This is a genomic window from Aeromonas sp. XH, from assembly GCF_033348475.1.
Lineage (GTDB): Bacteria > Pseudomonadota > Gammaproteobacteria > Enterobacterales > Aeromonadaceae > Aeromonas > Aeromonas sanarellii.
The window spans coordinates 1,753,975-1,773,377 of record NZ_CP137630.1 but is presented as its reverse complement, the minus strand read 5'-3'; the positions used below and the strand labels follow the sequence as shown (position 1 = coordinate 1,773,377).

General features: G+C 65.2%; 18 protein-coding genes. 8 read left to right on the top strand and 10 right to left on the bottom strand.

The window, feature by feature from the left end:
- Positions 1-50 precede the first annotated feature (50 nt).
- Entirely contained in the window at positions 51-557 is a 507-nt protein-coding gene (locus R2B70_RS08305) for a hypothetical protein (RefSeq protein WP_042075388.1), read from the top strand.
- A gap of 73 nt (positions 558-630) precedes the next feature.
- Here R2B70_RS08305 and R2B70_RS08300 read toward each other — a convergent pair whose 3' ends face one another.
- A complete protein-coding gene (locus R2B70_RS08300) occupies positions 631-2,346 on the bottom strand; it encodes a glycoside hydrolase family 36 protein (protein WP_318163123.1) in 1,716 nt (571 codons plus the stop codon).
- Positions 2,347-2,476: 130 nt separating this feature from the next.
- Between R2B70_RS08300 and R2B70_RS08295 the strand changes: the two genes are divergently transcribed.
- The 3 genes from R2B70_RS08295 to cdd all read left to right on the top strand — a co-directional run bounded on the left by R2B70_RS08295 (position 2,477) and on the right by cdd (position 4,688).
- Complete coding sequence (locus tag R2B70_RS08295) at positions 2,477-2,836, top strand: CidA/LrgA family protein (protein ID WP_042075385.1); 360 nt, start codon at positions 2,477-2,479, stop codon at positions 2,834-2,836.
- Positions 2,837-2,894: 58 nt separating this feature from the next.
- Positions 2,895-3,581 carry an LrgB family protein gene (locus R2B70_RS08290; RefSeq protein WP_209791954.1) on the top strand — a complete coding sequence of 229 codons (687 nt, stop codon included), beginning with the start codon at positions 2,895-2,897 and terminating at the stop codon, positions 3,579-3,581.
- Between the two features lie 225 nt (positions 3,582-3,806).
- The gene (gene cdd / locus R2B70_RS08285; protein WP_318163122.1) at positions 3,807-4,688 is read left to right on the top strand and encodes a cytidine deaminase; all 882 of its coding nucleotides are present in this window, start codon (positions 3,807-3,809) and stop codon (positions 4,686-4,688) included.
- 79 nt (positions 4,689-4,767) lie between these two features.
- On the opposite strand, the gene R2B70_RS08280 is transcribed toward cdd, so the two are convergent.
- The 3 genes from R2B70_RS08280 to R2B70_RS08270 form a co-directional block, all read right to left on the bottom strand.
- Positions 4,768-6,432: an AMP-binding protein gene (locus R2B70_RS08280; RefSeq protein ID WP_318163121.1), complete on the bottom strand. Its 1,665-nt coding sequence runs from the start codon at positions 6,430-6,432 to the stop codon at positions 4,768-4,770.
- 99 nt (positions 6,433-6,531) lie between these two features.
- Entirely contained in the window at positions 6,532-6,810 is a 279-nt protein-coding gene (locus R2B70_RS08275; protein WP_005332956.1) for a YfcL family protein, read from the bottom strand.
- Positions 6,811-6,917: 107 nt separating this feature from the next.
- Positions 6,918-8,033, bottom strand: coding sequence for an ATP-NAD kinase family protein (locus R2B70_RS08270; protein WP_318163120.1), 1,116 nt, complete (start codon positions 8,031-8,033; stop codon positions 6,918-6,920).
- A 118-nt stretch (positions 8,034-8,151) separates the two neighbouring features.
- Here R2B70_RS08270 and R2B70_RS08265 point away from each other — a divergent pair, with 118 nt between their 5' ends.
- Positions 8,152-8,874 (top strand): TerC family protein, encoded by a 723-nt coding sequence (locus tag R2B70_RS08265; RefSeq protein ID WP_408853338.1) that lies wholly within the window; start codon positions 8,152-8,154, stop codon positions 8,872-8,874.
- Positions 8,875-8,969: 95 nt separating this feature from the next.
- Here R2B70_RS08265 and aroG read toward each other — a convergent pair whose 3' ends face one another.
- From aroG to R2B70_RS08240, 5 genes are all read right to left on the bottom strand, one after another.
- Positions 8,970-10,025 (bottom strand): 3-deoxy-7-phosphoheptulonate synthase AroG, encoded by a 1,056-nt coding sequence (aroG, locus tag R2B70_RS08260; RefSeq protein WP_318163119.1) that lies wholly within the window; start codon positions 10,023-10,025, stop codon positions 8,970-8,972.
- Between the two features lie 197 nt (positions 10,026-10,222).
- Positions 10,223-11,506 (bottom strand): 3-phosphoshikimate 1-carboxyvinyltransferase, encoded by a 1,284-nt coding sequence (aroA, locus tag R2B70_RS08255; protein WP_209791947.1) that lies wholly within the window; start codon positions 11,504-11,506, stop codon positions 10,223-10,225.
- A gap of 172 nt (positions 11,507-11,678) precedes the next feature.
- Positions 11,679-12,767, bottom strand: a complete 1,089-nt coding sequence (gene serC, locus R2B70_RS08250; RefSeq protein ID WP_318163118.1) for a 3-phosphoserine/phosphohydroxythreonine transaminase — start codon at positions 12,765-12,767, stop codon at positions 11,679-11,681.
- Positions 12,768-12,990: 223 nt separating this feature from the next.
- Positions 12,991-13,920 (bottom strand): electron transfer flavoprotein subunit alpha/FixB family protein, encoded by a 930-nt coding sequence (locus tag R2B70_RS08245; protein ID WP_318163117.1) that lies wholly within the window; start codon positions 13,918-13,920, stop codon positions 12,991-12,993.
- A gap of 97 nt (positions 13,921-14,017) precedes the next feature.
- A complete protein-coding gene (locus R2B70_RS08240) occupies positions 14,018-14,767 on the bottom strand; it encodes an electron transfer flavoprotein subunit beta/FixA family protein (protein ID WP_318163116.1) in 750 nt (249 codons plus the stop codon).
- Between the two features lie 126 nt (positions 14,768-14,893).
- Here R2B70_RS08240 and R2B70_RS08235 point away from each other — a divergent pair, with 126 nt between their 5' ends.
- From R2B70_RS08235 to R2B70_RS08225, 3 genes are all read left to right on the top strand, one after another.
- On the top strand, positions 14,894-16,537 hold the full coding sequence (locus R2B70_RS08235) for an electron transfer flavoprotein-ubiquinone oxidoreductase (protein ID WP_318163115.1): 1,644 nt from the start codon (positions 14,894-14,896) through the stop codon (positions 16,535-16,537).
- Between the two features lie 444 nt (positions 16,538-16,981).
- Positions 16,982-17,929 carry a magnesium/cobalt transporter CorA gene (gene corA, locus R2B70_RS08230; protein WP_042075357.1) on the top strand — a complete coding sequence of 316 codons (948 nt, stop codon included), beginning with the start codon at positions 16,982-16,984 and terminating at the stop codon, positions 17,927-17,929.
- A gap of 133 nt (positions 17,930-18,062) precedes the next feature.
- On the top strand, positions 18,063-18,524 hold the full coding sequence (locus tag R2B70_RS08225) for a DUF2919 domain-containing protein (protein WP_318163114.1): 462 nt from the start codon (positions 18,063-18,065) through the stop codon (positions 18,522-18,524).
- Here R2B70_RS08225 and R2B70_RS08220 read toward each other — a convergent pair.
- Positions 18,518-19,270, bottom strand: a complete 753-nt coding sequence (locus R2B70_RS08220; protein ID WP_318163113.1) for a hypothetical protein — start codon at positions 19,268-19,270, stop codon at positions 18,518-18,520. The two genes, R2B70_RS08225 and R2B70_RS08220, sit on opposite strands and share 7 nt — an antisense overlap.
- Positions 19,271-19,403: the final 133 nt, after the last annotated feature.

The window sequence follows — 19,403 nt, the reverse complement described above, 5'->3', positions numbered from 1 at the left end:
CGCTACCGGCATGGATGCCGTGCTCTCGACCGTTGGGGATCTCTCGTCTTATGCGTTCAGCTCTGCCTGCTTTGACACTCGTCGCCTGTGCCTTGCTGCCCTCGGCCGCCCTGGCCGGCGTGCGTTTCGAAGTGCCGGACTACCTGCTGCGCCTGCCGGAGCAGACCTATCGGCTGATCGAGCGCAACTTCAATACCCTCTACCAGCAGACCGACTTCACGCCCCAGATCACCAACAGCTACTTCAACCACTCGGATCTCTACCGCTTCGCCGGCATCCCTCTCGCCATCACGCCGCAGAACGGCTTCCAGATGGAGGTATTCGGCCAGCTCTACAACAAGTCGTCGCAGATCTATGCCCAGATGAGCCAGGATCTCTCCCTCTATCGCACCCTGCGGGTGGACATGATGGGGGATCAGAGCGACGAGATCGCCATCGGCATGGGGCTCGGCATTCCCCTCAGCAACCGCCTGACCGTCAAGGCGCTCGCCTCCAGCAACGAGATCCCGGGCTATGGCTCCGCCAACTACGCCATCGGCGTGGAGTGGCACTTCTAGGGATCAGCGCCCCTTCCGGCAAAAAGGCTCCCTTGGGAGCCTTTTTCATGCCTGTCCCGGCCATTGACCGGGATCAGCCGTAGCGGATCACTCGCCCCTGGCCCCCCTGCAGTACCAGCCCCTCTGCCTGGGGAGCATCATCCCAGAAATCCACTCCCCCCGGCGGCAGCGCGACCCGTGTGGCTTGTTCACCCCAGTTGAACAGGCAGAGCAGCTCGCCGCCCCCGGGCAGCGCCACCCGCCCGCGCGCAAAGCCCATGTCGTCGAAGCGGGCCGCCGGGGCACGCCCCTCGCACAGGGCCAGCAGCTTGCCAAGGTGCGCTCCCTGCGCGTCGTCCAGATCCTGCAGCCTGTCTCCCGCGAGCACCATGCCGCCGCTCGCCACCAGGGCGGCCAAGTGGAAGTCGTACTCCGCGCGGCTGGCGTGCTGGCCCGGGATATTCCGCAGGCAGACACAGTCGGGATCCAGCGCCCAGAGCCGGTCGTTCTGCCAGGCGCGGCAGAAGGCTTCCCGCGCTATCTGGCGAAAACGGGGGCCCTGGCGCTCCACGTCGTCGCTCACCCGCATGCCGTGCACCAGGCCGAGACTGGGCCACAGCGGCGCATTGCAACCGAGCAGGAAGGCCCCCTCCCCGGCGCCGCGCAGGATGGCGGCCATGCCACGGCGATAGGCCTCCACCCGGGTGGCGTCAGGGTCGTGGAAGCGGCCGCCGTGGATGGCGCCCCAGAAGTTCGCGTCCAGCTTGAAGTAGTGGATGCCCCACTGCTCGCGCAGGGTGTGGAACAGCTGCTCCAGGTGGGCCTGCACCTCGGGATGGGTGCCGTCCAGCACGTACCAGGGGGTGCAGCGCCAGCCGCCGTAGGTGACCCGCTCGGAGGGGAGCGGCAGGCCGTCTTCCCCTTTCACGAACCACTCCGGGTGCTGCTGGAACACCCGGGAGCCGGGCTCGGCGATGAAAGGGGCGACCCAGAGCGCGGGCTCGCAGCCGGCGGCGAGGATATCCTGTGCCAGAGCGGCCACCCCCTGCTCGAACTTGGCGGAAGGGGTGAGCCAGTCCCCCATCCTAGCCTGATAGCCGTCGTCGATCTGCACGTAACGCAGCTCGGGAAAGCGGCTGGCCCGTGTCCCCAGGTTCTCGCGAATGTCGTCCGCGCTCACCTGGGCATAGTAGTGATACCAGGAGCACCAGCCGCTCGGGCGCGCCTTGACCCCGCAGACGAGAGTTCCGTGTTCGGCCTCGATATAGTCCGCCAACGCCGCGAGCAGGGCCTCCCTGTCCGGCCCCTCCAGGCAGATCAGCGCCTCGCTCTGCCAGTGCTGCCCGGCGGGCAAGGCGCGCCCCTCGGTGTTCATCACTATTTCGAGGCGGCCGTCCGGGTAGAGGCGAAACTCCCCGCCAAAGCGGTGGCAGCTCGCGAACGCCAGCAGCAGCCAGCCCCCTTCCTGCGCCACCAGCAGCAGGTTGTGGACGGTGTGATAGCCGTCGTCGTCGGTGATGCGGTAGACAGAGGCGTCCGGGCAGCGCCCCACCGGCTCGGGGGCCTGCCAGCTACCCATGGTCTGGGCCAGCATCTGGAACCCCTCCCCGTAGATGGCCGAGGCGGGATCGATGCCGAGATCCCCCTCGAACAGCCGCCACCGGTGCACCGACTCCGCGGTGCTGCCCGTGTTGTCAAGCCTCACCCGGCACAGAGGGCCCTCCCACTGGCGGGTCTGCAACAGCCGGGATGGCAGGGCGGGATCGGCGGGCAGCTGGCGCAGCCTGGCCAGAAGAGAGGGGTACGACATGGGATCTCCTGCTTGTGGATGGGGACTATGCGGGGGCCATTGTATCCCCTGCGGGTCAGTTGACCCTGTTCCATACCCCCCGCGCCTGTTAAACTGCGACCTCGCTCACAGTTGCCAAGATGAGGCCCCCGTGCTGCTCCGACGCACCCTGCTCTACCTTCGTGATTTTCTGGTCATCATCGCCTGCCTCCTCGCCGGCAAGGCCCTGGCCGCCCTGCTGCCCTTCGCCTTCCCCGGCAGCATCCTCGGCATGCTGCTGCTGTTCGTGCTGCTCTCCTTGCAGCTCATCCGCTTCTCCTGGGTCGAGCTGGGGGGCGGCCTGCTGCTGCGCCACATGGGCGTCCTGTTCGTGCCGGTGGCGGTCGGTCTCGTGGCCTGGCTCGAGCCCCTGCGCCAGTCGTTTGGCCTCATCATGCTCTGTGTGGTGCTCGGCATAGTGCTGATCCTGGCCGCGGTCGGCCACCTCTATCAGAGGATGAACCGATCATGATGCTCTGGTTCGCCCTGCCGCTCACGTCACCTCACCCTGTCATCACAAGGATGCAGCCATGATCTTCTGGTTGGCCATTCCCCTGACCCTGGCGCTCTATTTCATGACCCGGGCCCTCTACCGCCGCCTGCCCTGGCCCGTCATCAATCCGGTGCTGATCCCCACCGCCGTCATCATCGGCCTGCTGCTCTGGCTCGATCTGCCGCTGACGCAATATCAGGGCGGCGCCGCCCCCCTCACCGCCCTGCTGGAGCCCGCCGTGGTGGCCCTGGCCCTGCCCCTCTACCAGCAAGCGCGCCAGATCCGGGACAAGCTCAAGCCCATCCTCCTCTGCACCCTGACCTCTGTGCTCATCTCGGTCTGCACCACGCTAGGGATTGGCCACCTGATGGGGGCGGATCCGGCGCTGCTCGCCTCCATCGCCACCAAGTCCATCACCACCCCGCTCGCCATGAGCGTCAGCCAGTCCCTCGGCGGCATTCCCGCCATCGCCGCCGCCGTGGTGGTGGTGGTGGGGATCCTGGGGGCCCTTATCGGCTACCCCCTGCTCCGCCTGATGCGGGTGACCGACCCCGAGGCCCAGGGGCTCGCCATGGGAGCCTGTGCCCACGCCATCGGCACCGCCGCCTCCGCCGAGCAGGGGATCACCCAGGGGGCCTTCTCGTCGCTCGCCATGGTGGTGTGCGGCGTGCTGACCGCGGCCATCGCCCCCCTGCTGTTCGCCCTCTACCACTGGCTGACCTGATCCCCGCTGCCATGGCCGCCCCTGCGGCCATGGCCTCTGTGCCCATCCACCATCTCCATACGATACCCTCACCCCCTGATGCCGGGAGCTGGCGCACAGATTGCGAAAGACAAACGTTTCCTTTACCATCGCCGCCCCTTTGCCCATCAAGGCGTGAGCGCGCTCACACATTTCGCCGCGCTTGCTCCCTACAATGGCCCCCCAATTGGCCTTTGAGGACACAGTATGCATCCCCGCTTTGCCAAGCCATTCGAGACCCTTTCCGCCCCGCTCCAGGCCAGTCTGCGCCCCATGCTGGGGGACGATTTCCAGGCCCGTTTCACCCCCGATCAGGTGGCGACCCTGAAAGCCGCCACCGGGCTGGATGACAGGGCCCTGCGCCTGGCCCTGCTGCCGCTGGCGGCCGCCTGCTCGGTGGCGCCCATCTCCAGGTTCTTTGTCGGTGCCATCGCCTGCGGCCTGAGCGGTACCTGGTATTTTGGCGCCAACATGGAGTTCGCGGGCCAGGGGCTGTTCCACTCGGTGCACGCCGAGCAGTCCGCCATCTCCAACGCCTGGCTCGGCGGCGAGACCGGGATCTCGGAGATCACCGTCAACTACACCCCCTGCGGCCACTGCCGCCAGTTCATGAACGAGCTGAGCACCGCCAAGATCCTCAAGGTCTCCCTGCCGGACGACCTCAGCGAGCTGCAATCCTTCCTGCCCCACTCCTTCGGCCCCGCCGATCTCGAGATCACCGACGCCCTGATGAGCCCCCAGGCCCACGACGAGCTCAAGCTCGAGAGCGACGATCCCCTGTGGCAGGCCGCACTGGCCGCCGCCCGTCAGAGCTATGCCCCCTACAGCCAGGGCTATGCCGCGGTGGCGCTGCAGTTCGAGGACGGGCGCATCTTCTGTGGCCGCTATGCCGAGAATGCCGCCTTCAACCCCAGCCTGCCGCCGATGCAGATGGCCTGCGCCCACGCGGTGCTCAATGGCGAGGATCTCGCCACCGTCCGCCGCGCCGTGCTGCTGGAGAGCAAGGATGGCCAGATCAGCCAGCGGGATTCGGCCCAGTCCACCCTCAAGGCCCTGGGCGCCGTCCAGCTGGAGTACCTGGCGGTCTGATCCCGCGCCGGAACGAATCAGGGGAGCCATTGGCTCCCCTGTTTGCATGTGTCTTCCAGATACCGCTCTCTCTCCCCTGTCAGGACTCCCACAGGATGCGCTGACTGCCGGACCAGCGTTCGCCGATGTCCGCGTACTTCTGCTCCAGCAGGTGGCGGCGGATCTTCATGGTGGGGGTCAGCACCCCGTTCTCGATGTTCCAGGGGGTCTTGACCACCAGGATGCCGCGCAGGCGGGCATGGGACTCCAGCTTGTCGTTGACCCGATCGAGGGCGGCCTCCAGCTCGGCGTCCACCCCGGCCCTGTCGGCCTTCATGGCGCTCTCGGCGAGCTGCACCAGGGCGACCGGCTGCGGCATGCCGTAGCCGATGACGCACAGCTGCTCGATGATGGGCTCCTGCCCCAGCATCCCCTCGATGGGCACCGGGGCCACGTACTTGCCCTTGGCGGTCTTGAACACGTCCTTCATGCGACCCGTGATGGTGAGGTAGCCCTCCCGATCCAGCTTGCCCATATCTCCGGTGTGGAGCCAGCCTTCCTCGTCGATGGCCTCGCGGCTGTGCTCTGGATCCTTGTAGTAGCCCACCATCATGCCGTCGCAGCGACAGAGGATCTCCCCTTCCTCGGAGATCCTGATGGTCACCCCGGGCCCCGCCTTGCCGACGGTGCCTATCTTGTCCGCCCGGAAGGGGTAGTTGAGGGTGGAGTAGGCGTGGTTTTCTGTCATGCCCCAGGCCTCGGTGATATTGAGGCCGATGCTGTGATACCACTCGAGCAGGGCCGGCGCCACCGGCGCCGAGCCGCAGCCCAGCACCCGCGCCTGATCCAGCCCCAGCCCCTTTTGCAGCTTGCCTTTCACCAGGCCGGAAATGAACGGGATCTTGAGCAGCAGATCGAGCTTCTTCTGGGGCAGCTTCTCGTGGATCTTGATGCGGAACATGGCCCAGAGCCGCGGCACCGAGATGAAGACGGTGGGACGGCAGCGCTTGACGTCCTCGATGAAGGTGTCGAGGGACTCGGGGAAGGCGATGGTGGCACCGCTGAACAGGCTGCCGCCGTAGATGTAGACCCGCTCCGTGATGTGGGCGAGCGGCAGATAGGAGAACCCGCGATCCTCCGCGGTGAGGGAGACCGCCTCCACCAGCTTCTCGCAGGACCAGGCGTAACGCTCCACGCTCAGCATGGCCCCCTTGGGCTTGCCGGTGCTGCCGGAGGTGTAGACCAGGCTTAGCAGGGCATCCGGCGCCTGCACCGGGCTATCCGGAATGGGGTCGTATTGCGCCAGCAGATCGTCCCACTGGTGGGCCGCCGGCATGGTGTCGTACGGCAGGGCGATGCGCAGCAGCTCGCCGGGCACCCCCGCCTCCTGGCTCTTCCAGTCGTCCAGCTTGCCGACGAAGATGGCCCTGGCCTCGCTGTGGCGCAGCACGTATTCGATGGTGTCGACGTTGGCGGTGGGGTAGATGGGCACGCTCACGTAGCCCCCCATCTGCATCGCCAGATCGGCGATGAACCACTGGGCACAGTTCTTGGAGAGCAGGGCCACCTTGTCCCCCGGGGCCAGCCCCAGGGCACGCAGTGCCGTCACCATGCGCCGCGCCTCGTCGGCGACCTCACCCCAGGTGAAGTCGACGTACTCGCGGTGGATGGTCTGGCGAAGGTAGATCCGGTCGGGACACTGCCGCTCCCAGTGATAGAGCATCTCGAGCGGCAGTTTGTTGGCAATGCGTGCGGAGGAGGCCATGGTTTAATCCCTGAAACAAAAGGCGAGCCTCATTATTAACCTTTTGATAACACTCAGGGAAGCAGATTACTTAAACTTGTGTTTGAACTGCGAATGGGATCAAGCTTCCGCCTGCTGTTGCAGACGCTTCCACATCTCCTGCACCAGCACCTCGTCCTGCTCGGAGAGCTCCCCCTGCAGGATGGCCTCGTTCAGGCTGCGCAGCACATAGCTCTTGACGTCCCGCACCAGCGTCTTGCCCTCCAGCTCGGCACGGGCCACCGCGAGGGAGATATGACCCCGCAGATAGCCGCCCGCAAACAGCTCGTCTTCGCTGGCCGTGGCGACCATGGCGTCGATCAGTCCCAACAACTTGTGTTCAAAATCGTGAATCGTCATTTAACGCAGCCTCATTTCCGGGGTTGCCGGCAAAAATTCGGGGGAGTGGAACCGCGATCCGGTTGATCGCGGCTCTCTGGCGCCAGGCCAGCCGCATCCTTGATGTCCTATTCCGGGTTGGCCACCGGGTAGATGACCTGATCCTTGTATCCCGTGGTTATGCGCAGATAACCACTCAACGACCGGTTCAGTGCCGGGTCATCGGTATCCACCACCAGCGGACGGCCATCGAGGGCCGCCAGCTTGGTCTTGGTCGCGAGCACCTGGATATGGTCTCGCCCGACGGCCCGGATCACGTCTGGACTCAATTGCTGATTTCCGCGCCCGAACAGATGTCCCTGACCGCCGATCAGGGTGATGATCAGACGGCAGCGACGGCCGCGGATCCGGGTCAGGATATCCGCGGCGGACAGATCCTGCCCGATAAGCCGGCCATTTTCCACCAGATCCACACCGAGCAATGTATTTTCGAGACCCAGCTCCGCCATGCAGGCGGCCACCGTGCTCCCCGACCCCATCAGGTAGAGGGTATCGGGTTCCATCTGCTCCACCACGCCGGCGGCGAGATCGGCGAGCACCAGTTCCTCGGACTCCTTTCCGCCCTGCTTGGTCGCCTGCACGTAGCGCAGATCCCCGGGCACCAGCAGCTGGCCGTAGTGGCGGGCACGCACCTTGCCCGCGCGAAACGCCTCCTCGTCGATGTCCATCACCTCGGCATCCACCAGGCTCAGCAGCTCGCCGGCGATCATCCTGGCCACCACCCGGCCGCTCGCCGCCGGCGTCACCCCGTAGACCCCGGAGTGGATCTTGCACCCCGCCGGGATACCGAGCACGTGGCAGGACTCCCCCACGGCGGCGCAGATGTCCCTGGCGGTGCCATCGCCGCCGGCGAAGAGCAGCAGATCCACCCCGGCCTCGCGCAGGGCCAGGGCGGCGGCCCGGGTATCCTCGGCGCTCGTCTGGGCCCCGGCGGGCTGGTAAACGATGCGATGGGGCAGCCCCAGCTCGGCGGCGAGGTCGGCCCCCATCTCCCCGGCCACCGTCAGCAGCTCGAATGGCGTGGTCAGTTCGCACAGAGGGGCCAGGGCCTGGCGGGCCCGCTCCCGGGCCTTGGGGACGGCGCCCCGCGCCAGCGCCTCGGCCACCATGCCGTCGCTGCCCTTGAGACCGACGGCGCCGCCGATACCGGCGATGGGGTTGATGATGAGCCCTAATCGAAACATGTTTCCCTCCTGTTGGATCGCCGCCATTTTTATCTTTTCCCGCCACTGGGACAAGCCATAACCCCCTGCTAGAATGCGCGACTTCACCCCTCAACCAAAGTTCAACCAAGGTTCAATCATGCTGGAATGGATTGCTGACCCCTCCGCCTGGGTCGCGCTCGCCACCCTGACCCTGCTCGAGATCGTGCTGGGCATCGACAACATCATCTTCATCTCCATCCTGGTGGGTCGCCTGCCGGAAGCGCAGCGCCAGAAGGCGCGGATCCTGGGGCTGGGGCTCGCCATGGGCACCCGCATCCTGCTGCTGCTCTCCCTGGCCTGGGTGATGCGCCTCACCGAGCCGCTGTTCAGCGTGCTGAATGAAGCCATCTCCGGTCGGGATCTGATCCTGCTGGTGGGGGGCCTGTTCCTCATCGCCAAGAGTACCCACGAGATCCACCAGAGCCTGGAAGGGGCCGCCGAAGAGGCGGGGGTGGTGAGCAAGACCGCCGGCTTCCTGTCGACCCTGGTGCAGATCGCCATCCTCGACATCATCTTCAGCCTGGACTCCGTCATCACCGCGGTCGGCATGGCGGATCACGTGCCTGTCATGGTGCTGGCCATCGTCATCGCCGTGGGCGTCATGATGTTTGCCGCCAAGGCCATCGGCGACTTCGTCGACACTCACCCCACCATCAAGATGCTGGCCCTCGCCTTCCTCATCCTGGTCGGGGTCGCCCTGATGGCCGAGGGGCTGGATCTGCACATTCCGAAGGGTTACATCTACTTCGCCATGGCCTTCTCGCTGGTGGTGGAGATGATCAACATCCGCCTGCGCGGCCATCAGGAGCGGGCCAAGTAAGCCCCCTCTTCAAGAGCCAACAAAAAGCGCGACCCGAGGTCGCGCTTTTTTATTGTCTGTTCATCGCCGTGGGCGGGCAGGGCCTGCCCGTCGGCTCAGAGGGCGTTGCGGGTAGCCACGGCATCAGCCAGGTTGCGCAGCAGCACCTCGGTATCGGCCCAGCCGATGCAGGCGTCCGTGATGCTCTGGCCGAAGGTGAGCTCGCACCCTTCCACCAGATCCTGGCGACCCTCCACCAGGTGGCTCTCCACCATGACACCGAACACCGCCTTGCTGCCGGCACGCAGCTGACCGGCCACCTCTTCGGCCACCAGCATCTGGTTCTTGAACTGCTTGCTGCTGTTGGCGTGGCTGAAGTCGATCATCACCTTCTGCGGCAGACCGGCCTTCTCCAGCCCCTTCACCACCTCGCCCACGTGGGCGGCACTGTAGTTCGGCTCGCGGCCACCGCGCAGTATGATGTGGCAATCCGGGTTGCCCCGAGTCGAGACGATGGCGGAGTGGCCGTATTTGGTCACCGACAGGAAGTGGTGCGGGGCGCTGGCGGCGCCGATGGCGTCGATGGCCACCTTGATGGTGCCGTCAGTGCCGTTCTTGAAGCCCACCGGGCAGGAGAGACCTGAGGCCAGCTCGCGGTGCACCTGGGACTCGGTGGTGCGAGCGCCGATGGCCCCCCAGCTCATCAGATCCGCCACGTATTGCGGGGTGATCATGTCGAGGAATTCGGAGGCGGTCGGCAGCCCCATGTCGTTGAGATCCAGCAAGAGCTTGCGCCCCAGGCGCAGGCCGTCGTTGATCTGGCAGCTGTTGTCGAGGTAGGGGTCGTTGATGAGCCCCTTCCAGCCCACAGTAGTGCGCGGCTTCTCGAAGTAGACCCGCATCACTATCTCCAGCTGATCTTTCAGCTCGTCGCGCAGCACCTTGAGGCGCTTGCCGTACTCCAGGGCGGCAACCGGATCGTGGATGGAGCAGGGGCCGATCACCACCAGCAGGCGCCGATCCTCACCGGCCAGGATGTTGTGGATGGCCTGACGGGATTCAAACACGGTATTTGATGCGGTCTCGGTCGCCGGAAACTTCTCAAGCACCGCAACCGGGGGCAATAACTCTTTGATTTCACTGATACGAACGTCGTCGGTTTGATGCTGCATGACCAAGTTTCCTGCTAGATGACTGCGATGAAGAGATCTCAATCTAGCCCTGTGCCGTGTCGGTGTAAATAGAAAATTACATTCCATGATAAAGAATTTTATTACGTAACCTTGCAAGTTTTATCAATGCTGCTAAAGGCGGGAGGCTGGCGGGGAGCAGAAACGAAAAGGCCCGCACCAAGGCGGGCCCGACGGGCTTAAACGGCCTGACTGACGCTGGCCAGCTTGTCGAAGTAATCCGGGAAGGTCTTGGAGGTACAACCCGGATCGTTGATGGTGACCGGGGTGTCCGACAGGGCCACCAGGGAGAAGCACATGGCGATGCGGTGATCGTTGTAGGTGTCGATGGCCGCGTGCTTGAGCTGCTCTGGCGGGGTGACGGTGATGAAGTCGTGCCCCTCCTCCACCTCCACGCCCAGCTTGCGCAGCTCGGTGGCCATGGCGTGCAGGCGATCCGTCTCCTTCACGCGCCAGTTGTAGATGTTGCGGATGGTGGTAGTGCCCTTGGCGAACAGCGCCGTGGTGGCGATGGTCATGGCCGCATCCGGGATGTGGTTCATGTCCATGTCGATGCCGTGCAGCTCGCCCTGCTCGGCCTCGATGAAGTCGTCGCCCCAGGTGATGCGGGCGCCCATCTTCTCCAGCACGTCGGCGAAGTGGATGTCCCCCTGGATGCTGTGCTTGCCGATGCCGGTGACCCGCACCTTGCCCTTGATGGCCCCCGCCGCGAGGAAGTAGGAGGCGCTGGAGGCATCCCCTTCCACCAGGAAGTCACCGGGGCTGACATAGCTCTGGTTGCCCTTGATGTAGAACACCTTGTAGTCGTCGTGCTCGATGACCACCCCGAACTGCTTCATGATGTGCAGGGTTATATCGATGTAGGGCTTGGAGACCAGCTCCCCCTTGATGTGGATACGGGTGTCGCCGGCCGCCATGGGGGCCGCCATCAAAAACGCCGTCAGGAACTGGCTGGAGACGGAGCCGTCGACGTGGACGTCGCCGCCCCAGAGCCCCTTGGCATCCACCACCAGGGGCGGATAGCCGTCTTTCTTCAGGTACTGGATGTGGGCGCCCGCTTCGCGCAGGGCATCCACCAGATGACCGATGGGGCGCTCTTCCATGCGTGGCTCGCCGCCCAGGGTGTATTCGCCGGAGCCCAGACACAGGGCGGCGCACAGCGGACGCATGGCGGTGCCGGCGTTGCCGAGGAACAGATTGACCGGCTCCTTCACGGCGAAGCTGCGACCCAGACCGTGCACTGTGCACTCCGTCTTGTCGGCGGAGAGCTTGTACTTCACGCCAAGCTGGGTCAGCGCCGCCAGCATGTGGCGGATGTCGTCGCTGTCGAGCAGGTTGGTGAGCCGGGTGGTGCCACGGGCCAGGGCTGCCAGCAGCAGGGCCCGGTTGGACACGCTCTTGGAGCCGGGCAGATTGACCACCCCGGCCACGCTAGAAATGGGTTCCAAACGCAACGAATTCATAGACTTCCTGTACGATCTCAAGTAAATCACCTGACCGGACGTTAGCAGCCCGCGCCCCGCGCGGCAAGACCGGCGGCGGCACAAAACCGGGACGAGAACGCCGGCGGTCAGGATCTTCTGGAAAAACAGACGCCGGGCATTCCCGGCGTCAATGCTATCGGGGAAACACGCCTCAGCCGTGGCGCTTGGCGAAGTCATCCATGAAGCTCACCAGGGCCTTGACCCCTTCCAGCGGCATGGCGTTGTACAGGCTGGCACGCATGCCACCGACGATGCGGTGCCCCTTGAGCGCCAGCAGGCCGGCGGCCTCAGATTCGGCCAGGAAGAGTCCGTCCAGGGCCTCGTTCTTGAGCTGGAACGGCACGTTCATGCGGGAGCGGCAGGCCGCATCCACCTTGTTGCCATAGAAGCTGGACTGATCCAGGTAGCCGTAGAGGAAGTCGGCCTTCTCCTTGTTGCGCGCCTCCATCGCTTCAAGCCCACCCTGCTCCTTGAGCCACTCGAACACCAGGCCGGCCAGATACCAGGCGTAGGTGGGCGGTGTGTTGAACATGGAGTCGTGCTTGGCGGTGAGCCGGTAGTCGAAGACAGAGGGCACGTCGGCGCGGGCCTGGTTCAGCAGATCGTCCCGTACTATGGCGATGGCCAGGCCCGAGGGGCCGATGTTCTTCTGGGCGCCGGCATAGAGGATGCCGAAGCGGCTCACGTCGAGGGGACGGGAGAGAATGGTGGAGGAGAGATCCGCCACCAGGGGCACATCGCCGGTGGCCGGGATGTCGAACATCTCGATGCCGTCGATGGTTTCGTTCGGGCAGTAGTGCACATAGGCGGCATCGGTGCGAAACGCCGGCGTCGGCAGCAGGTGGGACACCCCCTGCTCGTTCTTGGCCACCCCCTGGAAGGTCTGGATGTCGCCATATTTCTGGGCTTCATCCACGGCGCTCTGGGCCCAGACGCCGGTCACCAGGTAATCCGCCTTCTTGTTGGCGCCCCCCAGCAGGTTCATGGGCACGGCGGAAAACTGGCCCCGGCCGCCGCCGTGCATGAAGAGCACCTTGTAGTTGTCCGGCACGGACAGCAGGTCGCGCAGGTCCGCTTCGGCCTTCTCGGCGACCGCCATATAGGGCTTGCCACGGTGGGACAGCTCCATGACCGAGGCTCCCAGCCCCTGGAAATTACAAAATTCGCGCTGGGCGCGCTCCATGACTTCAACCGGCAGCATGGCGGGGCCGGCGCAGAAGTTGTAAATCTGTTTGCTCATGACGCTTTCCGTGAGTGGATGAGAGTGATCGATGACTCGAACGTTTTTACACGACAGGCCCCCGTGGGGGCAAAGGCTTTTTGGGATCCGGCGCAAGCTTTTGCCCCCGCGCCGCCGGGCACCGACCAGAAAAAAGCCCTGAACGAGTCAGGGCTTGCAGAGAACATGCGTGGATATGGGAGCAAGCGCGCACCATTGACGCCTCCCGCCCGCGTCGACAGATTTACAGCTTGGCGGTGAGCTCCGGCAGCAGGGTGAAGAGATCCCCCACCAGGCCGTAGTCCGCCACCTGGAAGATGGGGGCCTCGGCATCCTTGTTGATGGCGACGATCACCTTGGACTCCTTCATCCCCGCCAGATGCTGGATGGCGCCCGAGATGCCCACCGCGATATAGAGCTCGGGGGCCACCACCTTGCCGGTCTGTCCCACCTGCAGGTCGTTGGAGACATAACCCGCATCCACCGCCGCCCGCGACGCCCCGACCGCGGCCCCCAGCTTGTCCGCCAGGGCGTCGATAAGGGCAAACTGCTCCCTGGAGCCGAGCGCCCGCCCGCCGGAGACCACCACCCGGGCCGCCCCGAGCTCGGGCCGTGCCGAGCGCACCGCACGCCGCTCGATGAGGCGGGTACGGCAGCACACCTCGGTCACCGGCAGACGCTCTATCACGGCGTGACCGCCGCCGGGCCCGGCCTTGGCGAAGGCGGTGGGCCGCACGGTGAGCACCTTGACGGGGGCACTACTCGCCACCCGGGCAACGGCGTTGCCCGCATAGATGGGGCGCAGGAAGGTATCGGGCCCCTCGATGCCGATCACCTCGGCGATCATCTCGACGCCGAGCCGCGCCGCCACCCGCGGCAGCAGATCCTTGCCCTGGCTGCTGGCCGCCATCAGGCAGTGCTGGTAGTCCTTCACCACGCTGGCCAGCAGCTTGTCGACCCCGTCGTTCAACTCCTCAGCCAGCATGGGGTGCTCGGCCAGCAGCACCCGGCTCACCCCCGTGAGGGCGGCAGCCTGCTCGCCCGCCTCCGTCAGCCCCTGCCCCAGCAGCAGAAGATGCACCTCGCCCCCCAGCAGGCCCGCCGCCGTGACCAGCTGGGCCAGGTTGTCGGCGATCCGCCCCTGATGATGTTCCGCAATCACAAGTACGCTCATGGCAGCACCTTAATGTCATCCATCGATCTCTCGCTCCCCGGGGCCCTTGCCCCACGCACGGCGCCCTGGCCTGCGGGAGGCATCCCTACTCCGCCCATCAGAGCACACCGGCTTCGTGCTTGAGCTTGTCCAGCAGCTCGTCCACCGAGCCCACCTTGATGCCGGCACGGCGCACCGGCGGCGCCATCACCCCCAGCTGCCGGGTCTGGCCGGCCGGCACCACCCCGAGGGCGGCAAACGGCTGGCTCTCCAGCGGCTTGCGCTTCGCCTTCATGATGTTGGGGAGCGAGGCAAAGCGCGGCTCGTTGAGGCGCAGATCCACGGTCACCACGGCTGGCAGCCCCATGCCGAGGGTCTCGAGGCCACCGTCGATCTCGCGGGTCACCTGCAACTCCCCCTCCACCAGCCTGACGGCGGAGGCGAAGGTGGCGAGCGGCCAGTCGCACAGGGCCGAGAGCATCTGGCCCACCTGGTTGTTGTCCGAATCGATGGACTGCTTGCCGAGCAGCACCAGACCGGGCTGCTCCTGCTCGCACACCTGTTGCAGCGCCCTGGCCACGGTGAGCGGGGTCAGGGTCTCGTCGGTCACATAGTGCAGCGCCCGATCCGCCCCTAGGGCCAGGGCGTGGCGCAGCTGTTCGGCCGCGGCCTCGGGGCCCAAGGTCACCACCACCAGCTCGCTCGCCACCCCGGCTTCCCGCAGCCTGACCCCCTCCTCCACCGCGATTTCACAAAACGGGTTCATACCCATCTTCACATTGGCGAGCTCCACATCGGAGCCATCGCCCTTGACCCGGATCCTGACGTTGTAATCAACGACCCGTTTGACTGCGACCAGCAGCTTCATGGCGGTCATCCCTCGTGCCTGTTGTGTGGGTCCACCTTGTCGTCACTCACTTTTCTGCTGACAAAGTGGTTTACGTTTACGTAAACTACCAGCACTACCCTAGGCCAAGTCGAGTGCAGAGGCAAGATGGAACGCGAAGCAATGGAATTTGATGTCGTCATCGTCGGTGGCGGCCCGGCAGGCCTGAGTGCCGCCATCGCACTGAAGCAGCAGGCCCCGGCCCTCTCGGTCTGCCTGCTGGAGAAGGGGGCCGAGATCGGCGCCCATCTGATCTCCGGCGCCCTGTTCGACCCCGTCGCCCTCAAGGAGCTGCTGCCGGATACGTGGCAACAGGCTCCGCTCGGAGTCGAGGTCAACGACGATCAGGTGCACCTGCTGCAAAGCGACAGCCGCGCCCTGCAACTGCCCCACTGGGCGGTGCCGCCGCGCATGCACAACGACGGCAGCCACATCATCAGCCTCGGCAACCTCTGCCGCTGGCTCGGCAAACAGGCCGAGGCCCTGGGGGTGGAGATCTACCCGGGCTTCGCCGCGAGCGAGCTCATTCTGGAGGCGGGAAGGGTGAGAGGCGTGATCACCGGTGATCTCGGGCTGGATCGGGAGGGCAACCCCAAGGGGGATCACGTGCCCGGCATGGCGCTATATGGCCGCTACACCCTGTTCGCCGAGGGGGCCCGCGGCCACCTCGGCAAGCAGTTGATCGACGCGTTCAACCTGGAGAGCAGGATCCAGCCGCAACATTACGCCATCGGCTTCAAGGAGTTGTGGCAGGTGCCGGCGGGGCAGTCCCACCCGGGCCGGGTGCTGCACGGCAGCGGCTGGCCGCTCGGCGAGGGGAAGGGCAGCAAGAGCCAGGGGGGCTTTTATCTCTATCATCTGGCCCAGGATCAGGTGGCGGTCGGCCTTATCGTCGATCTCAACTACCAGAATCCCTGGCTCAGCCCCTTCGACGAGTTCCAGCGCCTCAAGCACCACCCGCTCATCGCGCAGACCCTGCAGGGGGGCGAGCGCATCAGCTACGGTGCCCGCGCCATCGCCAAGGGGGGCTGGCACTCCTTGCCGCGCATGCACTTCCCCGGCGGCCTGCTCATCGGCTGCGACGCCGGCACCCTGGATTTCTCCCGCATCAAGGGGATCCACACCGCCATGAAGTCCGGCATGTTGGCGGCCAGCACGGTCGCCATGGCCCTGCGCGGGGGCGATGAAGGGGGGCGGGATCTGGCCGAGTATCAGGACGCGCTGCAACAGAGCTGGCTGGCCAGGGAGCTGATCTCAGCCCGCAACTTCGGCGCCGCCCTGCACCGCTTCGGCCCCTGGCTGGGCGGCGCCTTCAACTGGCTGGAGCAGCGCCTCTTTGCTCGCAATTCCCCCTTCACCCTGAAGGATCGGGAGCCGGACTACCGCCAGCTGCGCCTGGCGGGACGCTGCCAGCCCATCGACTATCCCAAGCCGGACGGGCGGCTCAGCTTCGACAAGCTCTCTTCCGTTTATCTCTCCAACACCCGCCACGACGAGGATCAACCCTGCCACCTGAGGCTCCAGGACGCGCGCATTCCGGTCGAGGTCAACCTGCCCACCTGGGCCGAACCCGCCCAGCGCTACTGCCCGGCCGGCGTCTTCGAGATCCTGGATGAAGAGACCCGGCCAAGGCTGCAGATCAACGCAGCCAACTGTATCCACTGCAAGACCTGCGACATCAAGGACCCCAGTCAGAACATCGTCTGGACCCCGCCTCAGGGGGGCTCGGGGCCCAACTATCCCAATATGTGAGGAGACCCGCTATATCCGGGATGCTCGGTACCAGAATACAGTCCCGGCCCGCCCCAGGGGGCTCGGGGCCCCACTATCCCGATATGCGAGGAAGCCGGCGGCCTTGAGGATGTACCGCCTGCGGCCCCTTTGCGGCTGGGACGCCCCACAACCCACAAGAAGACGGCTCAACCTCCCCCATGGGGGATGGGAAAGGGCGGCGCCAGGATCCCCGCTTTCGCGGCCGGATCCGCTGCTCCGACCTCGCCGCTTTTTTGAGCAAACAGGCTGAACCCCCGATGAATAGGCCCTGACAAGCGGGGCCCGCCCCTGTATAGTTCGCCGCATTCAGGTTGTCCATCGGCCTCGTTATGCTATTTCATGGGATCGCTTTCCGTGCGATCTAAGGCCGCATGAACCTGTGCAACCATCCCTGATTACCCATGACTTCTTAAGGGGGGACAGATGATCACCGCCTACATTCTCAACAACAAGGTGCTGGACATAGTCACGCTCGGACCGGACGACATCGTCCCCGACAACACCGTCTGGCTGGATGCCTACAAGCCGGATACAGCGGAGCGAGAATGGTTGACGGGCCTGTTCCTGGAAGAGGTCCCCGACAAGGAAGAGCTGGATGACATCGAGGCGTCCGCCCGTTTCTACTGGGACACCGACGGTCTGCACATTCACTCCCTGTTCCCCCAGCGCATCGGCCGCGACACCAAGGGTGTGCACGTCTCCTTTACCCTGCGCAACAACCTGCTGATCAGCATCCGCGAGGATGACATCGGTCTGGTGCGCCTGCTGCGCCACTACATGCGCCAGGACAGGCTGGAAGTCGAAGATGCCCTGGACATCCTGCTGGAGGTGCAGAACCTCAAGGTCGAATATCTCTCCGATCTCATCGAAGATGGGTACAAGACCCTGGAAAACACCGCCGATCAGATCTTCGAACCGGACCAGATCAACCCCATGCTCAAGGAGTTGATGGCCCAGGAAGAGGCCAACGGCCAGATCCGCCTCTCCCTGCACGATACCCGCCGCGCCCTGCGCTTCCTCAAACGCAGCCTGCGCCAGCGCATGACGAGCGAGCAGAACAAGTGGATCGACGAGATGCTGCACGACGTGGAGTCCCTGCTGCCCCACACCCAGTTCCTGTTCGACAAGATCAACTTCCAGCTGGAGGCCTCCATGGGGGTGACCAACCTGGAGCAGAACAAGGTGATCAAGATCTTCTCGGTAGCCGCCGTCATCTTCCTGCCGCCGACCCTGATCGCCAGCATCTACGGCATGAACTTCGGCCGCATGCCGGAACTCGCCTGGGAGTATGGCTACGCGATGTCCCTGGTGCTGATGGTGATGTCGTCCCTCGGCACCGGCCTCTTCTTCAAGCGCAAGGGCTGGCTGTAACGGCCATCCGGGCACCGGACAAGAGAGACGTGGATTGGGGGGCAGGGCCCCCCGATTAATTCCCCCGCCTTGCAAAGGGCAGACCCCCGCCCCATATCCCCTGCATCAATAGTTCAACCCCGGAACGGGCCTTATGACCCTCTACCCCGAACACCGCTACGACGATCACGGCCAGTTGCGCCCGCCGCTCTGGTTCTGGCCCATCGCCCTGCTGCTGACCCGCTCGGTCTGGCTGTTTCTGATGGCCGGCGTCACCCGGGAGAGCGGCAGCGCCATCCTGACCCTCTTCTACCCGGACAGGATCACCCTCTATCTCAGCCTGCTCACCGACCTGCCCGCCATGCTGACGCTGCTCGCCTGCGGCGGCACCTATCGCCAGACCCGAAGCCCGCGCGCCTGGCTCAGGCGCCACAGCCGCGCCCTGTTGCTCTGCTCCACCGCGAGCGGCCTGGTGATGCAGTTGCACAGCCTCAACCTGCAGCAGTGGTCGTTCAGCTGGCCCACCGCCCTGGTGCTGATCGCCAGCCTCTGGGCGCTCTGGTATCTGCTAAAGAGCCGCCAGTTGCGGGATTACGCCGTGGATCAGCCTCATTGACGGGTGACCCGGATCTGCAGGGTCTGGCGCTCGCTGCCGCTGGCCGTGTTTATGCCTGATGGATTGGCGATCGCGGCCCCCTGGTTTCCCTGGGTGGTAGAGAGCTCTCCCACCGTCAGCCACTCGCCCGGCACGCCGCTCACCTCGGTGGCACTCTGACCTGTCTTGATATCCCCTCTCTCCAGGCGAGCCTGCTCGCTGCTGAGCGCCACCTGCACCCTCTCCCCTATCAGGGTCGCGGTGGCGTAGAGGCCGTTCACCAGCGGCATCATGGCCACCACCCTCCCCCCCTGCCACCGGTAGAAGGTGACCGGCTGATAGGAGCCCATCTGCAGCAGCACGGGCCGCCCGGAGAGGCCGCGTACCTGCCAGTTGTCCTGCTGGGTGCGCTGGTAATCCTGGGCGCCGCCCTCCACCAGCCACTCTCGTCTGGCATTGTCATTGCCAACACCCACTCCCAGTTGCCGGCTGCTCGAGGCGCCATCCACCCGCCACTCGATCAGCAGGCTCTGGGGGGGCTGGTTGAGCTGGGCCAGGGTTGCCTCGGCCTCCTGCAACCGGGCCGCGCTGCCGCTCAGCACCAGCTGGTTGCCCATGGCGCTCACCCCGAGATCCGGGTAGATCTCCTTCAGCGTCTGCACCATGGCCTGCGCCTCAAACACCGGGATCACCTTGACCTCGGCCCGCAGGGGCTGGGCCCAGAGCCAGCAGCACCCGAGCACCCCATATAACCACACTCTCGTCATCGCCTTCCCCTCGCATCCATCACTCCTGCCATCATGGGCCATGGCGCCCCGATTGCAATGAACGTGCTCGTCCAGACTCCCGCCGGATGGCGGGAACCTCCTTCACAAAGACTCATTGAGAGACCGCTCAATA